Below are 19,416 nucleotides of genomic sequence, written 5' to 3'. Positions count from 1 at the left end.
CAAATCTAATCTTTTTTAAAAAAAATCATAAAAAAAGAGCTAAACTCCATTTAAGAAGAATAGCTCTTTTTACTATTGATTTTTGAAATTGCTATTGCTATTTCTCTTGAAATTTAATTCCTCAAACAACCCTTTAAAATCGAAACCGGATGCTGTGCTTTTCTACTCGTTCCATCAAAAATTTGATGACGACAAGAAGTTCCTGCTGCGGCAATAGCAACATCTTCATGAGTGGATCTAATTTTTGGGAACAAAGTGTCTTCGCCCATTTGCATACTTATTTCGTAGTGTTCTTCTTCGTAGCCAAAAGAACCCGCCATTCCGCAACAACCGGAGTTGTAAATAGTAACCGAATTATTTTTTGGAAGATTCAACATCGTAAAAGTAGCTTCGACAGCACTCAATGATTTCTGGTGGCAATGTCCGTGAATTTTAATTTGCTTTTCGTTTGTCGAAAATTGTCCTGCATGAATTTTTCCTGCTCCAATTTCTTTCTTGAAAAACTCTTCGATAGTCAAAACGTTTTTGGCTAGATTTTGAGCTGCGGTTTTATCTTCTGCTAATCGTAAATATTCATCTCTAAAAGTCAATATTGCCGAAGGTTCAATTCCTATTAACTGACAATCGTCTGAAATAATCGGTGCAAAAGTAGCCACGTTTTGAATGGCGATCATTTTGGCTTCTTCTAGGAATCCTTTCGAAATATAAGCTCTTCCGCTTTCTTCGTGCTCCACAACAATGACTTCATAACCTAATTTTGTCAACAATTCAAAAGCGTCAATCCCAACATTTACATCGTAATAATTAGTGAATTCATCGCAAAACAAAACTACTTTACCATTTGGATATTTCTTATTGTCATTGCCATTGCTATTGCCATTACTATTGTCATTACCATTGCTATTGTCATTGCTATTGTCATTGCCATTGCCATTGCTATTGCTATTGCCATTGATATTGATATTGTTATTGCCATTTTTCTCAAGCCATTTTCTAAAAGTTTGTTTGGCTAACAACGGAACTTCTCTTTGCTGCGCCACTCCCATTCCTTTTTTGACAAAAGAAAGGTTAGAAACAAAATTAGTCAAGGCAGGAAAAAGACTTCCCATCTTATTCATTTTGGCATTGTTAGCAAAGATTTTATTTCGAAACGAAAAACCATTAGCTTTTTGGTATTGGTATAAAAATTCTGCTTTTAAAGTCGCCACATCTACATTCGACGGGCATTCGCTGGCGCAGGCTTTACAACTCACACACAATTCGAAAACTTCATACAATTCCTTGTGGTCAAATTTATTGTCTTTTTCCGAATGCGTTAAATATTCGCGTAAAGCATTGGCACGGGCACGAGTCGTATCTTTTTCATTTCGGGTAGCTCGATAACTCGGACACAAGGTTCCGCCAGCAGAAGGCAATTTTCTACAATCTCCAGAACCATTGCATTTTTCGGCAGCCCTTAAAATCCCCATACTGTCAGAGAAATCCTGAATGGTTTGGATATCCGGTTCTACTCTATCGGTTTCAAAACGGAAATTTTCATCCATCTTTAACGCATTGACAATTTTCCCCATATTCAAAACCGAATTCGGGTCGAATGCTAATTTGATGCGCTTTAATAATTCGTAATTTTTTTCGCCAATCATAAAAGGCAGAAATTCTCCTCTTACAATTCCGTCACCGTGTTCTCCACTTAACGAACCTCTGTATTTTTTAACCAAAATAGCCACTTCGGTAGCGATATTTCTAAATTGGTAAACACCTTCTTTTGTTTTTAAATTCAACACCGGACGCAGGTGTAATTCGCCCGCTCCAGCATGTGCATAATAAATAGCTTCTTGCCCGTGACGTTGCATCATAGCCGAAAAATCAGCAATATAAGCTGGTAAATCACTTAATTCTACTGCTGTATCTTCAATAGAATCGGCAGCTTTGTCATCACCCACAATACTTCCTAAAAGTCCAAGACCCGCTTTTCGGAGTTCGTTTACTTTATCAACATCAGCTCCGTATAATTTTACCGAGGCATAACCAAAATTATTGTCTTCTAAATCCTTAATCAAAGCATCGGCTTGTTTTTCAGCCTCATCCATATTGATATAGGAAGCTACTTCAAACATCATAATCGCTTTGGGTTCACCCTGAATAAAAAAACGGTTTTTGCTTTGCTCTTTATTGTTTTTGGTACAATCTAAAATGGTATCATCGATCATTTCGCAGGTGTACAAATGATGCTTCATCGCAATCATTACTGCTTCTAAACTTTCCTGAATACTATGAAAATGAGTTACCACCATAATATTATTCGTTGGAGGCAAATCGTCTAATTGTAAAGTGACTTCGGTTGTAAAAGCAAGTGTTCCTTCGCTTCCACAAAGTAATTTTCCAACATTTATTGTGGGTTCAATACCTCCAAATAAATCTGATTTTAGTAAAATATCAACCGCATAACCGGTATTTCGTCTGTGGATTTCTGGTTTTGGAAATTCGTTTTTTATCTCTTGTTGGTTGGCTTCATTCGATAATTCTTCATATAATTTTCTGTAAATCGAACTTTCGAGCGAATCGCCTTTGGTTTTTTCTACAAATTCAGCCGAAGTAATCGTATTGAAAACCACCTGAGAACCATCGGCCAAAACGGTTTTGATTTCAATAATTTTATCCCGCGTCACTCCATAACGAATAGATGTTGTTCCCGAAGAATTATTTCCCACCATTCCGCCTATCATACAGCGATTAGAAGTAGAAGTATTAGGCCCAAAAAACAATCCGTGTGGTTTTAAATACAAATTCAATTCGTCCCGAATCACACCTGGTTGTACCGTAACCGTCTTTTCTAGAGCATCAAAAGCAACAATTTTTGTGAAATATTTTGATACATCTACCACAATTCCGTCGCCAATAGTTTGTCCTGCTAAGGAAGTTCCCGCAGTTCTAGGGATTAGAGTAGTTTTATTTTCAATAGTATAACGCACTAATTGTACAATATCTTCAGTTGTTTTAGGCAAAGCCACCGCTAAAGGAACAATTCGGTACGCCGAAGCATCCGTAGCGTATAAGGTTTTATGAAGATTGTCGTATAAAAGTGTTCCTTCTAACAAATCAGACAATTGCTTTAATGAATGGGAATGAGACATACTAGGGCTATTCTTAGGGTATTTGAAAAAAATATTTGACAAATATAAATATACCTGTTGGTTGAAAGTGTTTTTTGATTATATTTTTTCTTTTTTGCTTGATCAAAAAAGAAACAAAAAAATCAAGTCTTACACTTCCTCGTCGGTCAAATTAGTTTTCGAATACTAAAAGAAAAGAAACTCGCTACGCTCAAACAGCTTTTCTTTTTACGTATTCTTCAAACATTTGACACTCGACTGCGGAAGCCAAGGACGGTTGAATCTCAAAAATAACAGTATTTTGATTTTATATTCGAATACAAACATAAGCGTCATTTATATTATTATTTTTCAGAATAGAAATCACTTCTCTAACTGACGAATGGATTTGTTAACTATCAAACACATTCTTAACCGATTAACAGAAGTGAATCCGTTTTAATCTTTAAAATCTGTGGCAAAAAATAGTATTCATTAAATTTTTCAAGTTCATTAAAAACAATAAAAACCATTATCGTTCCGATTTTGGCAAAAAAATTGCAATGTCAATATTGGAAGAAAATTAATCCTGATTTATCCAGTAAACTTCGTTAAAAAAACTATTTTTGGTAACCATAAAATATCATTCAATGAATCATAAGAACCCAATCTACTTATTTATTTCTGTTTTCCTACTGTCTTTTGGCTATAGCCAAGCTCAATCAAAAAACTCAAATCCTAAAAATGAATTCAGAGCCGTTTGGATTGCTACGGTAGCAAATATAGACTGGCCCATAAGCAATACGGATGCTGTTGAAAAACAAAAAGCCGATTTCATTGCAATTTTAGATACTTATAAAAAACTGAATTACAATGTAGTTATTGTACAAATTCGAAGTGCAGGCGATGCCATGTATCCTACAAATTTAGCGCCTTGGTCGAAATATTTAACTGGAAAACAAGGACTGGCGCCTTATCCTTTTTACGATCCTTTGGATTGGATGATTACGGAAGCTCACGATCGTGGATTTGAATTTCACGCCTGGTTGAATCCTTACCGAGCTACTATGGATTTAAACACTACTGCATTAAGCAGAGATCACGATGTGATAAAACATCCGGAATGGATGATCAAACACGGTGGAAAATACTATTACAATCCCGCACTTCCCGAAGTTCAAACGCATTTAATTAATATTGTTGATGAAGTAGTAACCAAATACGACATTGATGCGATTCATTTTGATGATTATTTTTATCCGTACAGAATAAAAGGCGAAGAATTTAATGATTATGCTTCTTATAGAAAATATGGAAAAGGCATGAGCGTGGAAGATTGGCGTCGTGATAACGTCAATGTTTATTTGAAAAACACTTATGATGCCATCAAAAAGTTAAAACCTTGGGTTCAATTTGGTATCAGTCCGTTTGGAGTTTGGAGAAATAAATCAGTAGACCCAAGAGGTTCTGACACACAGGCTGGACAAACTAATTATGACGATTTGTATGCTGATCCAATGGCCTGGATGGAAGGCAATTATATTGATTATATCTTACCACAGTTGTATTGGAGTATCGAACACAAAACCGCTTCTTACGCTAAATTAAGCAAATGGTGGGCGGAAAACACTAATAAAAATACGGCACTTTATATTGGAAATGGAACCTATAAAATCAATAATGATTCGGATAAAAAATGGTCTAATCCAAATGAAATTCCAAACCAAATTGATTTAACCCGTGGTTATGATAACATCAACGGAAATGCTTTTTTTAGTGCCAAATGGTTTGTAAATAAAAACTATGCTGTAACGCAATTATTAAAAGACAATCAATACCAATATCCAGCCTTACCTTATGTTGTTCCTAATTCGAGACAAGAAGTTAAGGATACACCTTATGTAACTAACATCAACAATCAAAGTGAAAACACAGTAATTACATTAAGTTATCCAACGCAAAGTAAAATTCGTTATGTGATGGTTTATGGTACGACTAACAAAAACCTGATTAATATTAATGATCCAAGTCAGATTATTAATAAAATTGCTTTCAAAGAAACCAAAGACAGCATCGCTATCAGTATTCCTAAATTATATCTGGAAAAGCACAATAACTGTGCATTAACATTTGTGGATTATTTTGGAAATGAAAGTCAGGCGACTTTATTAAAAGTAAACAACCAAAACCTAAACACAAATGAAAACAGATAATACACCTTGGTACTGGATTCCATTATTAAATTTCGCTTCGGGTTTTCCGTATGTAATCATCATTTCTGTTTCTGTATTGATGTACAAAAATCTCGGAATAAGCAATGAAGACATTGGTTTTTACACCAGTTTATTATACTTGCCTTGGGTAATTAAACCTTTATGGAGTCCGTTTATTGACTTGCACGGCACCAAACGAAAATGGTTTTTGAGTATGCAATTATTCATTTCCATTGCTTTTTTACTTGTTGGTTTTATTATTCCAACGAGTCAGTTTTTCATATTGAGTTTGGCTATTTTTTGGGTGGCTGCCTTTGCTTCTGCTTCGAATGATGTAGCTAGTGACGGTTTTTATTTATTAGCGTTGACCAAAGATCAACAATCGTTCTTTTTAGGAATTCGAAGTACTTTTTATAGAGCATCGATGTTAACTGGAAACGGATTAATCATTCTGTTGGCGGGTTATTTAGAACATTTGTATGGCGACAATCAAAAAGCCTGGTCATACACGATGATTCTAGTTGGATTAGTAATGGCGTTTTTAACGATTTACAACTATTTTGCTACTCCAAAAACCGAATTACCTATTAAAGCAGGAGAAACAGAAGAAAAAAACTTTGCCACTGTTTTTGCCAGCTTTTTTAAAAAGAAACAAATTGGATTGATCCTTGCTTTCATTCTTTTATTTCGTTTAGGAGAATCGCAATTACTTAAAATGCTGACTCCTTTTTTAGTCGATAAAACAGCTGTTGGCGGAATGGGTTTAGCAACGGAAGACGTCGGAATCATTTACGGAACTTTCGGATTAATTGCACTTACTGTAGGTGGGATTTTAGGCGGAATTGCTATTTCTAAACAAGGTTTAGGAAAATGGATGTTACCTATGATTTTGATTATGCATTTGCCAATCATTGGATTTGTATTATTAGCTCATTTTCATCCTGTTTCGGTTTATTATATTTATGTAGTAGTTATTTTGGAGCAATTTGGTTACGGATTTGGTTTTGCTGCTTTCATGATGTATTTAATCTATGTTGCCGAAGGCGAATCAAAAACATCCCACTACTCCATTGCTACTGGTTTTATGGCATTAGGAATGATGCTTCCAGGAATGCTTAGCGGATACATTCAGGAATATTTAGGATATGGTAACTTCTTTATTTGGGTTTTCTTGGCTACTATTCCTGGAATTATTTTATCCCGATTTTTGATTTTTCCAAAGGATTTTGGGAAGAAAACCGAAGAAATCAAACAATAGCACACAGATTATACGGATTCGCAAAGCGAAACACAGATACTAACGGATTTTAAAAAATCTGTTTTCATCCGCGTCTTTATGAAGTAAATCCGTTTTATCCGTGTACCAAAAAAAGCATAAAATTCTAAACAATGACACAAGCACAAAAAATAGGACAATTCTTTTTTCCGGCTGTTTTTATCAATGACAGCGAAGAAAATATCCAGGCAATCGAAGTACTAATCAGGAAATACAACATTGGTGGATTGACATTTTTTCACAGTCGAGCCAGTGCTGCAACCAATTACGAATCGAAGAAAAAAATCGAATTCAACGATGACAGTTACCTTCGATTGAAAGAATTAATTGTCCGTTATCAAAAATGCGCTTCCACTCCACTTTTGATGAGTATTGATGCCGAATGGGGATTGGCGATGCGTGTCGAAAAAACACCGCAATATCCTTATGCCATTACGCTGGGTGCTTTACCAGAAGAGAAAAAAGGATTGGTTTACGAAGTTGGAAAGCAAATTGCATTGGACTTAAAATCGGCGGGAATTCATTATAATTTGGCTCCTTTGGCTGATATTAATAATAATCCAAATAATCCGGTTATTGGCTATCGTTCTTTTGGTGAAGATAAAAATAAAGTCGCCAATTTTGCATTAGAATATTTACGCGGAATGAATGACGCTGGCGTTTTAGGCTGTTTAAAACATTTTCCAGGTCACGGAAATACCAATGTCGATTCGCATTTAGGATTGCCTATTTTAGAAGAAAATTTGGAACAATTATTAGCCAACGAATTGTATCCGTTTATAAAAGGGATCGAAAATGATGTCGATTCGATTATGATTGGGCATTTGGCTGTACCAGCTTTGAACGAAGGAAAAGATACTTCGGCAACCTTGTCTAAAAATATTATTCAAAAACTCTTAAGAGAACAATTGAGCTATGATGGATTGGTGATTTCCGACGCTTTGAACATGCACAGTGTTTCTAAATTATATGATATTAAAGGTCAACTCGAATGGAAAGCTTTTAATGCAGGAAACGATGTATTGTGTTTTGCCGAAAATGTTCCCGAAGGAATTCAAACTATTTTAGAAAATGCTTCTGCGGAACGCATTGATGAAAGTTTTAATCGTATTTGGAAATGCAAAGAAAAAGTAGGTTTGTTTCAATCAGCAGAAAATAATACCGAATTAAATTTTGAAAAAGCGGCTGCTCTAAACGCTGAAATTGCCAAATATAGCATTACAAAAGTCATCGATACCATTGATTTTAAAACCATCCAAAAAGCAAATCAAGAACAAAAAGTGGCACAATTGTCTTTATATAAAAATGTAGCTAATGATTTTTCAAAAACCATTCATTCTTCATTGCAATCGCCACAATTTGCAATTGAATCAATAGTGAATTTTGATATTTTAGCTTTCGAAAAAGAATTAGAATCTTTTGATTATCTAATTATTTCATTGTTTGTTCCAAAGGCAAAACCGCTGAACAATTTTGAAATTGATGCTATTATCTTTGAATTATTAGAAAAACTATTGGCTACCAAAAAATGTATCATTTATGTTTTTGGAAATCCCTATGTTTTGCCTTTAATTCCTAATCTAAATAAGGCTTCACGACTTATTCAGGCATATCAAGATTTTAGCGAATTTCAAATTGGAGCTGCCAATCAATTTTTATTCAATTATGAATGTAGTGGAAATTTACCCGTATTTATTGATATTCAATAATTTAAAACATCCATTTCTTCAACTATAACCAAATACTATTATTAAATAAACATTAATAATCAACTACTATTACCAAATGCGTTTATTAAGAGTTACTTTTGCACCATCAAATAAAAAAACTTTAAAAAAAATAATTATGTCTTTAGTAGGAAAAAAATTCCCAAGTATTGCAGTTGACGCCATTTCTGAAATGGGTGATAATTTAAAAATCAACATCTTTGAAGAAGCAGTAAACAACAACAAAAAAGTACTTTTGTTTTGGTACCCAAAAGATTTTACTTTTGTTTGTCCAACTGAATTACACGCTTTTCAAGCAGCTTTACCAGAATTTGAAAAAAGAAATACAATTGTAATTGGTGCTTCTTGTGATACTAACGAAGTACACTTTGCTTGGTTAAATACTGCAAAAAACAATGGTGGAATTGAAGGAGTTACTTACCCACTTTTGGCTGATACAAACAGAAACTTGTCTAACATTTTAGGAATTTTAGATATAGATTCTACAGAATACAGCGAAGAAACAGATTCAGTTATTGTTGAAGGTTCAAACGTAACTTTTAGAGCTACTTACCTAATTGACGAAACTGGAAAAATTTTCCACGAAAGTGTAAACGATATGCCATTAGGTCGTAACGTAAACGAATACTTGCGTATGGTTGATGCTTACACGCACATTCAAGTAAAAGGTGAAGTTTGTCCAGCAAACTGGGAAGCTGGTAAAGAAGCAATGTCTGCTGATAGAAACAGTACTGCTGCTTACTTGAGCGCTAACTAAAAATAAATTTCAATCCCGAAATTTCGGGATAAAATTCCAAATTCCAATTTTGGGATTTGGAATTTTTTCTAAAAGAATCACTAACATTCTAAAAATTAAAATTTACTAAGTTCAATCGTAAGATTTGGAATTGGGAATTTAAATTATTGGAATTTAAATTAAAAAATATGTTAATCGAATTAAACGAAGATACATTAGCAAATCTAGTTAATGAAAATGAAAAAGTAGTTGTTCAATTTTCGGCATCATGGTGTGGCAATTGCCGTATTATGAAACCAAAATTCAAAAAACTGGCTACCGAAAATGAGTCCATCACTTTTGCATTAGTTGACGCTGAAAATTTTCCAGAATCTAGAAAATTAGCTAATGTGAGTAACTTACCAACCTTTGCCACTTTTGTAAACGGAAAATTAGTAAACGAAACACAAACGAACAAACAAGAAGTACTAATTGATTTAGTAAACGAAATCGTTTAATTTGGTTATTTGTTGATTCGGTTAATTGTTTAAAATTAACGATTGTCTTTTCAAATAAACAAACCAACGAATAACCAAATAAACAACTAGAAATGAAATTACCCGTAATAAAGCAATTGACTCAGTTTATCGAAGAAAATGATCAAGATTATATCATCGAAACTATAGAAGTATTAGAAGCAATGACTGAGATTTCTTCACTTAAGGATGAAGAGTTAGATGTTATTGGTGAATTAATTTCGAATATGTACGGCGCACTGGAAGTACACAAATTAGTCCAAAACGGAACTGATAAAAAAGAAGCACTCAATACTTTTATGAAAAGAGTTTTGGGTTCTATCGACAAATAATACTTTGTATAACACAAAAAACAAAATGCATCTCAAACAGTTGCATTTTTTTGCATTTAATGCTCTTTCTCAAAAAAACATTGCATTAAAAATGATTCTCCAATGATTTAAAATCTTAAATCAGAAATCCTAATTCTTAAATAATTTTCATACTTTTGAGGCTCATTAAAAAAAACAATTATGGCTTCAATTACATTAGGAGGAAATCCAATAAACACTGCAGGAGAATTACCAAAAGTAGGTTCAAAACTTGCTGATTTCAAATTAGTAAAAAACGATCTTTCTGTTGCTTCTTTAAGCGATTTTAGTGGAAAGAAATTAGTTTTAAATATTTTTCCAAGTATTGATACTGGAACTTGTGCTACTTCAGTAAGAAAGTTCAATGAATCAGCTGCTCAATTGGAAAATACTACTGTTTTATGCATTTCAAGAGATTTACCATTTGCTCAAAAACGTTTTTGTGGAGCAGAAGGAATAGAAAATGTAGTTAATTTATCTGACTTTCAAGAAGGAAGCTTTGGTAAAGCAAACGGATTAGAAATCGTTGATGGTCCTTTAGCAGGATTGCATTCCAGAGTATTAATTGTTGCTGATGTTGATGGAACAATTTTACATATTGAACAAGTGGCTGAAATTGCTGACGAACCAAATTATGAAGCTGCCTTAGCAGTACTTTAATCTCTTATTGATGGCATTTCAAAAAGACAATACCTTTATTACTGGAAGATTAAAAAGTGTTAGCTACGCTCTAAAAGGATGCATTAAGCTAATTACTACTGAACATAGTGTGATGGTTCAATCGTCATTAGCAGTTCTATTAACTATTGCTGGATTTGTAATAGGAATTACCGCTACCGAATGGCTTTTTCAAACCTTAGCTATCGGTTTAGTATTGAGTATTGAAGGATTGAATACTGCAATAGAAAAAGTAGCCGATTTTATTCATCCAGATTATCACGAAAGGATCGGTTTTATAAAAGACATTGCTGCTGGAGCAGTATTTTTCTCAGCAATTACGGCAATAATTATTGGTTTAATCATATACGTACCTCACTTTATTTAGAGGTTTAGTTACACTATAGAATGGCAAAAACAACAAAAAAAGAGACTTTAGATTCAAAAAACAATTCAAAACCTAAAGTTTTAAAATCTTGGGAAATGTCTAAACAGCATAAAACAATTTTAGGCTGCCTTTTAGTCTTATTTTCTATTGCTTTACTAGTTGCTTTTGTTTCTTTCTATGTTTATGGACAAGAAGATCAAAGTGCTGTTTTAGAAATAACTGACAGAACAGAAACTGTAAAAAATTGGCTAGGAAAGTTTGGTGCTTTCCTGGCTGATTTAATTGTTTACAAAGGCTTTGGACTGGCTTCTTTCCTATTTGTCCGATTATTATTTTTAACTGGAATCTTTTTAATATTAGGCATTTCGAACCGAAAACTAAAAAACATTTGGTTTTGGGATTTATTTGTTATGATTAATTTATCGGTATTGTTTGGTTTTTTTGCCACTTCCCTACCTGAACTAGGCGGAATTATTGGTTACGAATTAAATATCTTATTTCAAGATTACATTGGAAAAACAGGTACGCTGTTAATATTAATCTTCGGACTGATTATTTATGTTATTTTCAAAATGAAACTATCTCCTGAAAAGATTCAATCTTTTTTTGAAAGCAACAAAAAAGCAATTATTCCTGTCGAAAATAACGATGCTACATCAACTTCCAACGCTTACAACTTAGAAGAATTTGCTATAACAGAAGAACCTGATTTAGAAAAAAATTCAAAGCCAAAAGGTTCTCAATTCGAAATTAATAAAGAATCACTTAAGCCAACAATTAGTCATTCATCTGAAATTGATTTGAACCCTGTTCCTAAACCAATTTCAGTTGAAAAACCACTTCCAGTAGCAGCTTTCAATGATGATTTTGTAATTGAAACTGCTGCCGAAGAAGAAGTAATTGAAGAAAACCTTGCGGCTAGATTAGTTTCTGATTTTGGACTATTTGATCCAACACTAGACTTATCTAATTATAAATTTCCAACAATTGATTTATTAAAAGAATATTCAACGGGCGGAATTACTATTAATCAGGAAGAATTAGAAGAAAACAAAAACCGAATTGTAGATACACTTCGCAATTATAAAATTGAAATTGCGCAAATTAAAGCAACCGTTGGACCTTCGGTAACTTTATACGAAATTGTACCCGAAGCTGGAATTCGAATTTCTAAAATTAAAAGTTTAGAAGACGATATTGCGCTTTCACTTTCGGCACTTGGAATTCGTATCATTGCTCCTATTCCTGGAAAAGGAACCATTGGTATCGAAGTTCCAAACAAGAATCCTACTATGGTTTCGATGAAATCAGTTATCGGTTCGGCTAAATTTCAAGAAGCTGAAATGGAATTGCCAATTGCTCTTGGAAAAACCATTTCTAATGAAACTTTTGTTGTTGATTTGGCAAAAATGCCTCACTTATTGATGGCGGGTGCAACTGGACAAGGAAAATCAGTTGGATTGAATGCAGTTTTAACTTCGTTGTTGTACAAAAAACACCCAGCCGAAGTAAAATTTGTTTTGGTTGACCCGAAAAAAGTGGAACTTACGCTTTTCAACAAGATTGAAAGACATTATTTAGCTAAATTACCTGACACCGAAGATGCTATTATTACTGATAATGCAAAAGTTGTGAATACTTTAAATTCACTTTGTGTGGAAATGGACAACCGTTATACTTTATTAAAAGATGCAATGGTTCGAAACATCAAAGAATACAATGACAAATTCAAATCACGAAAATTAAATCCTGAAAACGGACACCGATTTTTACCCTACATCATATTAGTAGTCGATGAATTTGCCGACTTGATTATGACTGCTGGAAAAGAAGTCGAAGTTCCTATTGCACGTTTGGCGCAGTTAGCTCGTGCCATTGGTATTCACTTAATTATTGCAACTCAAAGACCTTCGGTAAATGTAATTACAGGTTTAATTAAAGCCAATTTTCCTGCCAGAATAGCTTTTAGAGTAACATCTAAAATTGATTCCAGAACTATTTTAGACACTCAAGGAGCTGATCAATTAATTGGTAGAGGAGATTTATTATACACTAATGGAAATGATGTGGTACGTGTACAATGTGCTTTTATCGACACTCCCGAAGTAGAAAAAATCACTGATTTTATTGGATCTCAAAAAGCGTATGCTACCGCTTACCTGCTTCCAGAATATGTGGGAGAGGAAAATGGCATCAATCTTGATATGGATATCTCCGACAGAGATACATTGTTTAGAGAAGCTGCCGAAATTATAGTTAATGCGCAACAAGGCTCGGCCTCTTTGTTACAGCGAAAACTAAAATTAGGATACAATAGAGCCGGTCGATTAATTGATCAGTTAGAAGCCGCTGGAATTGTTGGGCCTTTTGAAGGAAGTAAAGCTCGCAGCGTAAACATTCTAGACATGCATGCTCTCGATCAATTTTTTAATAATGAAGAAAACAACTAATACAATGAAAAAGATTATCCAAATTGCATTTATCTTATTAATTTGCTTTTCTACACAAGCACAAGACAAACAAGCAAAAAGCCTTTTAGATGAAGTTACCGCTAAAGTAAAAAGTTATAATAATATTGTAATCGATTTTAAATACTCCCTTAATAATAGTAAAGAAAACATCAATCAAGACAGCAAAGGAAATGTAACTCTAAAAGGAAATCAATATGTTCTAAATTTCATGGGAATGACTAAGATTTTTGACGGTAAGAAAACCTACACTATTGTTCCTGAAGATGAAGAAATAAACATATCAACTGTAGATGAAAATGACGATAGCGCCATTACGCCATCAAAAATGCTAACCTTCTTTAATAGTGGTTATAAATACTCGATGAATATTTTACAAAATGTTAGAGGTCGAAAAATACAATACATCAAACTGATCCCTACAAATCCAAAAGATCAAAGAAAAGAAATACTATTAGGTATTGATGTGCAAACGAAACACATCTACAACTTGATAGAAACAGGAAAAAAAGGGACAAAAACCACTTTGACCGTTAATTCTTTTAAAACCAATCAACCTTTGTCAAAAAATCAATTTACCTTTGTAGCTAATAAATACCCAAATTACTACATCAATAAATTAGATTAATTCATTACGTGAAAATTCTCGACAAATACTTATTAAAAACATTCTTGATTACATTTGCTACGGTATTTGTAATCTTGTTTTTTATATTCATCCTTCAAACCATTTGGCTTTTTATTGCAGAGCTAGCAGGAAAAGATTTAGATATTGGATTAATTGTAAAGTTTTTACTCTTTTCAATGCCTCGTATTATTCCATTGGTACTTCCGCTTTCAATTTTACTATCATCAATTATGACTTTTGGTAATCTTGCTGAAAACTATGAATTTGCTGCTATGAAGTCTTCAGGGATTTCTTTGCAAAGAGCGATGCGAAGCCTTACGGTTTTTATTGTGTTTTTGAGTATTATAGCTTTCTTTTTTGCAAATAATGTCATTCCTTTTGCCGAATATAAATTTATTAATTTTCGAAAAAACATTGCTCAACTCAAGCCAGCTATGGCAATTACCGAAGGTCAGTTTAGCGACGTAGGATTCTACAACATCAAAGTCAATAAAAAATCAGGAGAGAATGGAAATAAATTGACCGGAATCACAATCCATAAAAAATCCATTAATAGTGACGGAAGTAAAACCGTAATTAAAGCTAAAAATGGAGTGCTTATTAGTAGTGAAGAATCAAGTATTTTGCAATTGGTTTTAAATAATGGAAATTATTACGAAGATATTACTCCTAAAAAATATGAAGACAGAAAAAAAATTCCTTTTGCTAAAAGTTCATTTAAAAAATATGCCATCAACATTGATTTATCACAATTAAACAATGTTGATGTTGATGAAGAAAAAGTAAACAATACTAATACTATGCTAACTGTAAGTGAATTAAATTATACTTTAGATTCACTACACAAAAATTACAAAACCGAAATTGATTCATATTCTGAAAATATCAATTTAAGAACCGTTATCGAAAACAAGACTTATAACGATGTTCCTGATAAAGAATTAGTCAAAAAAAGAAAACCACTTCCTTCTGATATTTTATCATTATTTGATAAACACAAAAAAGTAGAAATATTAAAAACAGCCAGTAGCAATCTTAGTAGTATTGGTTACAGCATTGACGGTAGTAGAACCAATTTAAAAGCAAAACAAAAAAACATCAATAGTCATTTATTAGCATTGTATGATAAATTTGTCATTGCTTATGCTTGTTTTATGATGTTTTTCATTGGAGCGCCTCTTGGAGCTATTATTCGAAAAGGAGGACTAGGACTACCTATTATTTTTGCTGTATTAATATTTATTAGCTTTCATTTCATTAATACATTTGGAAAAAGATTTTCACAAGAAAACGGGATAACCCCATTTATAGGTGCTTGGATGTCCTCCATTGTATTAACACCACTAGCTATATTACTGACCTATAGAGCCACAAATGACATTGGTTTAATTAATATGGACGTTGTATTAGCTCCATTACAAAAACTACTAAAGAAATTTATACCTAATAAAAAACAACTGCCTAATGGTCAAAGATAACATACAACTCCACACAATTGAAGAAGCAATAGAAGATATCCGTCAAGGAAAAATAATCTTAGTTGTTGATGATGAAGACAGAGAAAACGAAGGTGATTTTTTAGCGGCAGCTGAGAAAGTAACCCCTGAAATGATCAACTTTATGGCCACACACGGACGTGGATTAATTTGTGCTCCACTTACTGAAAAACGTTGTAAAGAGTTGGATTTAAAACCAATGGTTACAAACAATACCGATCACATGGAAACTGCTTTTACCGTTTCCGTTGATTTAAAAGGAAACGGAGTAACTACAGGTATTTCAGCATCCGATCGTGCAAGAACAATACTATCTTTAATAGATTCTAAAACAAAGCCACAGGATTTAGCAAGGCCAGGACATATTTTTCCTTTAATTGCTAAAGAAGGAGGCGTTTTAAGAAGAACCGGACACACTGAAGCTGCAATTGACTTTGCCAGATTAGCAGGCTTTAAACCGGTAGGAGTTATTGTTGAAGTAATGAACGAAGATGGAAGCATGGCACGCTTACCACAGCTAGTTAAAATTGCAAAAAAATTTGATATCAAAATTGTTTCTATCGAAGCCCTTGTTGCTTATAGAATGCAACACGACAGTATTATTATTAAAAAAGAGGATTTTGATATTAATACTCGTTTTGGAACTTTCCGTTTAAGAGCTTATGAACAAATAACAAACAAACAAATCCATATTGCTCTAACAAAAGGAACATGGAATGCAGGAGAACCTATCTTAACCAGAATCCACTCTTCACAGGTTAATAACGATTTGTTAGGAACATTAACTAATAATGTTGACCAACAATTAGACGATATGTTTAAAATAATCAACGAAAACGGTCGTGGAGCAGTTATATTTATCAATCAAGATATGTCGGCTGTAAATCTACTGAATCGTATTACCGAACTGAAATCACTTCAAGCCGAAGGAATAATGAAAGCTCCTAAAGTAGTAATTGACATTAAAGATTATGGAATTGGGGCACAAATATTACACGACATCGATATTTCAAAAATACGATTAGTATCTAATTCAGAACAAACCAAACGAGTAGGAATGATTGGTTACGGGCTTGAAATAACTGAATACGTAAACTATTAATGCGTATTTCAAAAAAAATTAAAAGCTAACTACCACATAATAAAAACATTAAATCAGCTATCAAAAAATAGCTGATTTTTTTTTTCGAAATAGTTTGGATTTAAACGAAAAAACCTCTTATATTTGCACTCGCAATCAGCTAATGAAAGCGACATACTGGAGAAATGGCAGAGCGGTCGAATGCGGCAGTCTTGAAAACTGTTGACTGTAACAGGTCCGGGGGTTCGAATCCCTCTTTCTCCGCCAGTAGAAATACAAACGGTACTAAAACCCACTAAATTCAACGATTTAGTGGGTTTTTTCATTTCTAGGATAATCAAATTATTCAATAAATCTCAAAGTGTAGGTGTCTTTCAAGGTGTCACTAAAAAATTAAAATTTAAGTGACACCTCGCAAAAGAAAACACCGCTACAACAAGGTGTTCAACAACATATCTAAAAAATGTACATCTTGATTGTAGTTATTAAATCGAATAAATTTAATAATAACTTTAAGGTCACCAACAATGAACACATCCGTATCAATTCTCTTCTACATTAAGAGAGCAAAAGCCAACATTTAGGAGTTTGTCCAATCTACACTCGAGTTACAGTAAATGCAAAACGCTTTGAGTTTAGTACTAACAAATACATCAATCCCGATAAATGGTCCTCTGAAGGTAGCAAAGTTAAAGGCACTATTGAAGAAGCTAGAACAATTAATAGCCATCTTGATTACTTAAAAAATCAAGTTTTAGAAGCCGAGAAGAAACTTTTCAAGAAAGACATTAGTCTTAATTCAGAAAATCTAAAGAATGAATTATTTGGTTTATCAGAAACCAAAAGAATGCTCGTTCCTATTTTCCAAGACCACAACAACAAAATAAAAGAGCTAATCGGCAAAGAATACGCTCCGGGAACGTTAGAACGCTACACAACATCTTTAAAACATACCATTGAGTTTATGCAATGGAAATACAATATTTCCGATATTGATATTACGAAAATAGACCATGCCTTTATTTCGGATTACGAATTTTGGTTAAGAAGCGTTCGAAACTGTGCCAATAACACTGCTGTCAAATACATTAAGAACTTCAATAAAATTATCAAGATTTGTTTGGCCAATGACTGGCTAGATAAAAATCCATTTGCAAACTACAAATCAAAAGTCAAAGAGGTAGAACGAGTTTATCTTACAGAAGATGAAATTCAATCGATTATTGAAAAGGATTTTAAAACAGAAAGACTTTCACTAGTTCGAGATATCTTCCTTTTTAGCTGCTTTACTGGATTAGCCTACATAGATGTCAAAAACTTAACAAAGTCTCACATAAGCTTCGGAATAGATGGTGAGAAATGGATATTCACGCACAGACAAAAAACAGAAAGTGCTTCCAAAATCCCAATCCTTCCGGTTACACAGATGATAATCGACAAATACGAAAATCATCCGCAGTCCTCAAATGAAAATCGACTACTCCCTATCCTATCCAATCAAAAAATGAATGCCTATCTAAAAGAAATTGCTGGAGTTTGTGAAATAGAAAAAGATTTAACGTTTCACATTGCCAGACATACTTTTGCAACGACTGTGACGCTTACAAATGGTGTTCCTATTGAAAGTGTAAGCAAAATGCTTGGACATAAAAACCTTCGAACTACTCAGCACTATGCAAAAGTATTAGATAGAAAAGTGAGTGAGGATATGCAAATTTTAAAAAACAAGTTTAAATTAAAAACGCCTAATCGAAAAATAATGTAAGATATTTAACATTTTTACCTTATTTTGATAAGATTTGTAGTCCAAATATATTAATCCAAAATATTTCTTATATTAGCTATATATTTCTATAAAAATCTAGTTAAAATTGAATTGACTATAATGCTCTATAGTTATCCTAAAACATCATTTCAAAGATTTTGAGAAAAATTCAGAAAGGAATTGGAAATTATAAGCTGAAAATGATTTATAAAACTAATGTTTAAGTTACGTTTCTGAATTAGCATGAAATACAAATACTTACTTAAAAATTACGATAGAATTGTAAATGAAATTAAAAATCCTCCAATAATATTTAGTAATGATTTAGTACCGTTTCTTATAAAAAAATCATCTGAAAGTTATTTCATTTATCAAGTTGATTTCAAAATAATTAATCAAGATGTAAAATATACCGCAAAGAAGCCTCTACATAATCTACATCCGGATTGTGGAAAAATAAGGTTCAAACCTTCTGGAACTACTTCTACCCTGGATCCTCATATACCAATTGTACTTCAAGACCTCAATCTTTCAAAAAAAGATGTACTGTGTAATTGGTGTGCTAAAAAAAAGTGCAGATTATATATTCTAAAAAACTGTGAAATTGAAGATTTAACACAAGAAAATCGTTTCTTTCTATATTGTTGCCAAACACTTAAAAAAGAAAATGATAAGATCAAAAAAGCAAATAAGGAACGTATTTATAATTTAAATTCTAAAAATAAAATAGAGCAGCACATACATCAAAAACAGCAATCCCTTGAAAATTTGGCACATAGTATAATCAAAGAGATTAACCCTATTAATTATAAGCAACTCTATCAATTTTCGGATAACTATAATAAAACAGACTGCTTAAAAATCACATACATTTATCTTGAAAAGCTGCATCGATTTATTGAAAAGGAATATAGAAATTACTTAAACGTACAAAGTAACATCCCCTATCGTTCCATATTTATTAGAGAGAAAGAAATCACCAACAAACTAAAAAACGTAAAATCTGCTTTGTTAAATAGCACTA

15 protein-coding genes, 1 tRNA gene and 1 pseudogene are annotated in these 19,416 nt (G+C 33.0%); 16 read left to right on the top strand and 1 reads right to left on the bottom strand.

The genetic code is table 11. From position 1 onward, the window contains the following. Window positions 1-113: 113 nt before the first annotated feature. Window positions 114-3,134, bottom strand: coding sequence for an FAD-binding and (Fe-S)-binding domain-containing protein (locus AAGV28_RS09345; RefSeq protein WP_373406552.1), 3,021 nt, complete (start codon window positions 3,132-3,134; stop codon window positions 114-116). 608 nt (window positions 3,135-3,742) lie between these two features. Here AAGV28_RS09345 and AAGV28_RS09340 point away from each other — a divergent pair. From AAGV28_RS09340 to AAGV28_RS09265, 16 genes and pseudogenes are all read left to right on the top strand, one after another. After that, window positions 3,743-5,305 (top strand): glycoside hydrolase family 10 protein, encoded by a 1,563-nt coding sequence (locus AAGV28_RS09340; protein ID WP_373406551.1) that lies wholly within the window; start codon window positions 3,743-3,745, stop codon window positions 5,303-5,305. Next, entirely contained in the window at window positions 5,292-6,563 is a 1,272-nt protein-coding gene (locus AAGV28_RS09335) for an MFS transporter (RefSeq protein WP_373406550.1), read from the top strand. Before AAGV28_RS09340 ends, AAGV28_RS09335 begins: the two co-directional genes overlap by 14 nt. A gap of 131 nt (window positions 6,564-6,694) precedes the next feature. After that, window positions 6,695-8,290 carry a glycoside hydrolase family 3 protein gene (locus AAGV28_RS09330; protein WP_373406549.1) on the top strand — a complete coding sequence of 532 codons (1,596 nt, stop codon included), beginning with the start codon at window positions 6,695-6,697 and terminating at the stop codon, window positions 8,288-8,290. A 136-nt stretch (window positions 8,291-8,426) separates the two neighbouring features. Further along, on the top strand, window positions 8,427-9,065 hold the full coding sequence (locus tag AAGV28_RS09325; protein ID WP_373406548.1) for a peroxiredoxin: 639 nt from the start codon (window positions 8,427-8,429) through the stop codon (window positions 9,063-9,065). A gap of 167 nt (window positions 9,066-9,232) precedes the next feature. Further along, the gene (locus tag AAGV28_RS09320) at window positions 9,233-9,541 is read left to right on the top strand and encodes a thioredoxin family protein (protein ID WP_373406547.1); all 309 of its coding nucleotides are present in this window, start codon (window positions 9,233-9,235) and stop codon (window positions 9,539-9,541) included. 92 nt (window positions 9,542-9,633) lie between these two features. Beyond that, entirely contained in the window at window positions 9,634-9,891 is a 258-nt protein-coding gene (locus tag AAGV28_RS09315) for a DUF6952 family protein (RefSeq protein WP_161644780.1), read from the top strand. Between the two features lie 180 nt (window positions 9,892-10,071). Next, entirely contained in the window at window positions 10,072-10,569 is a 498-nt protein-coding gene (tpx, locus tag AAGV28_RS09310) for a thiol peroxidase (protein ID WP_373406546.1), read from the top strand. A gap of 10 nt (window positions 10,570-10,579) precedes the next feature. Further along, window positions 10,580-10,954 carry a diacylglycerol kinase gene (locus tag AAGV28_RS09305; RefSeq protein WP_373406545.1) on the top strand — a complete coding sequence of 125 codons (375 nt, stop codon included), beginning with the start codon at window positions 10,580-10,582 and terminating at the stop codon, window positions 10,952-10,954. A 20-nt stretch (window positions 10,955-10,974) separates the two neighbouring features. Beyond that, complete coding sequence (locus AAGV28_RS09300; RefSeq protein ID WP_373406544.1) at window positions 10,975-13,404, top strand: DNA translocase FtsK; 2,430 nt, start codon at window positions 10,975-10,977, stop codon at window positions 13,402-13,404. Window positions 13,405-13,408: 4 nt separating this feature from the next. Beyond that, on the top strand, window positions 13,409-14,050 hold the full coding sequence (locus AAGV28_RS09295) for an outer membrane lipoprotein periplasmic chaperone LolA1 (protein ID WP_373406543.1): 642 nt from the start codon (window positions 13,409-13,411) through the stop codon (window positions 14,048-14,050). Between the two features lie 8 nt (window positions 14,051-14,058). After that, a complete protein-coding gene (locus AAGV28_RS09290; protein ID WP_373406542.1) occupies window positions 14,059-15,528 on the top strand; it encodes an LptF/LptG family permease in 1,470 nt (489 codons plus the stop codon). Beyond that, window positions 15,515-16,648 carry a 3,4-dihydroxy-2-butanone-4-phosphate synthase gene (gene ribB, locus AAGV28_RS09285; RefSeq protein WP_373406541.1) on the top strand — a complete coding sequence of 378 codons (1,134 nt, stop codon included), beginning with the start codon at window positions 15,515-15,517 and terminating at the stop codon, window positions 16,646-16,648. The genes AAGV28_RS09290 and ribB overlap by 14 nt, the downstream gene beginning before the upstream one ends. 158 nt (window positions 16,649-16,806) lie before the next feature. Then, window positions 16,807-16,894, top strand: a tRNA-Ser gene (locus AAGV28_RS09280). Window positions 16,895-17,222: 328 nt separating this feature from the next. Continuing rightward, a pseudogene (locus tag AAGV28_RS09275) lies at window positions 17,223-17,375 on the top strand (Arm DNA-binding domain-containing protein); the annotation flags it as partial. Window positions 17,376-17,474: 99 nt separating this feature from the next. Further along, entirely contained in the window at window positions 17,475-18,392 is a 918-nt protein-coding gene (locus AAGV28_RS09270; protein ID WP_373406540.1) for a site-specific integrase, read from the top strand. 243 nt (window positions 18,393-18,635) lie between these two features. Beyond that, window positions 18,636-19,416, top strand: a 781-nt coding sequence (locus AAGV28_RS09265; protein ID WP_373406539.1) for a hypothetical protein, incomplete at its 3' end; no start/stop codon positions are given.

The sequence above is a fragment of the Flavobacterium zubiriense genome, assembly GCF_041729725.1.
Classification (GTDB): domain Bacteria; phylum Bacteroidota; class Bacteroidia; order Flavobacteriales; family Flavobacteriaceae; genus Flavobacterium; species Flavobacterium zubiriense.
This window is presented reverse-complemented; position numbering and strand designations above follow the sequence as displayed.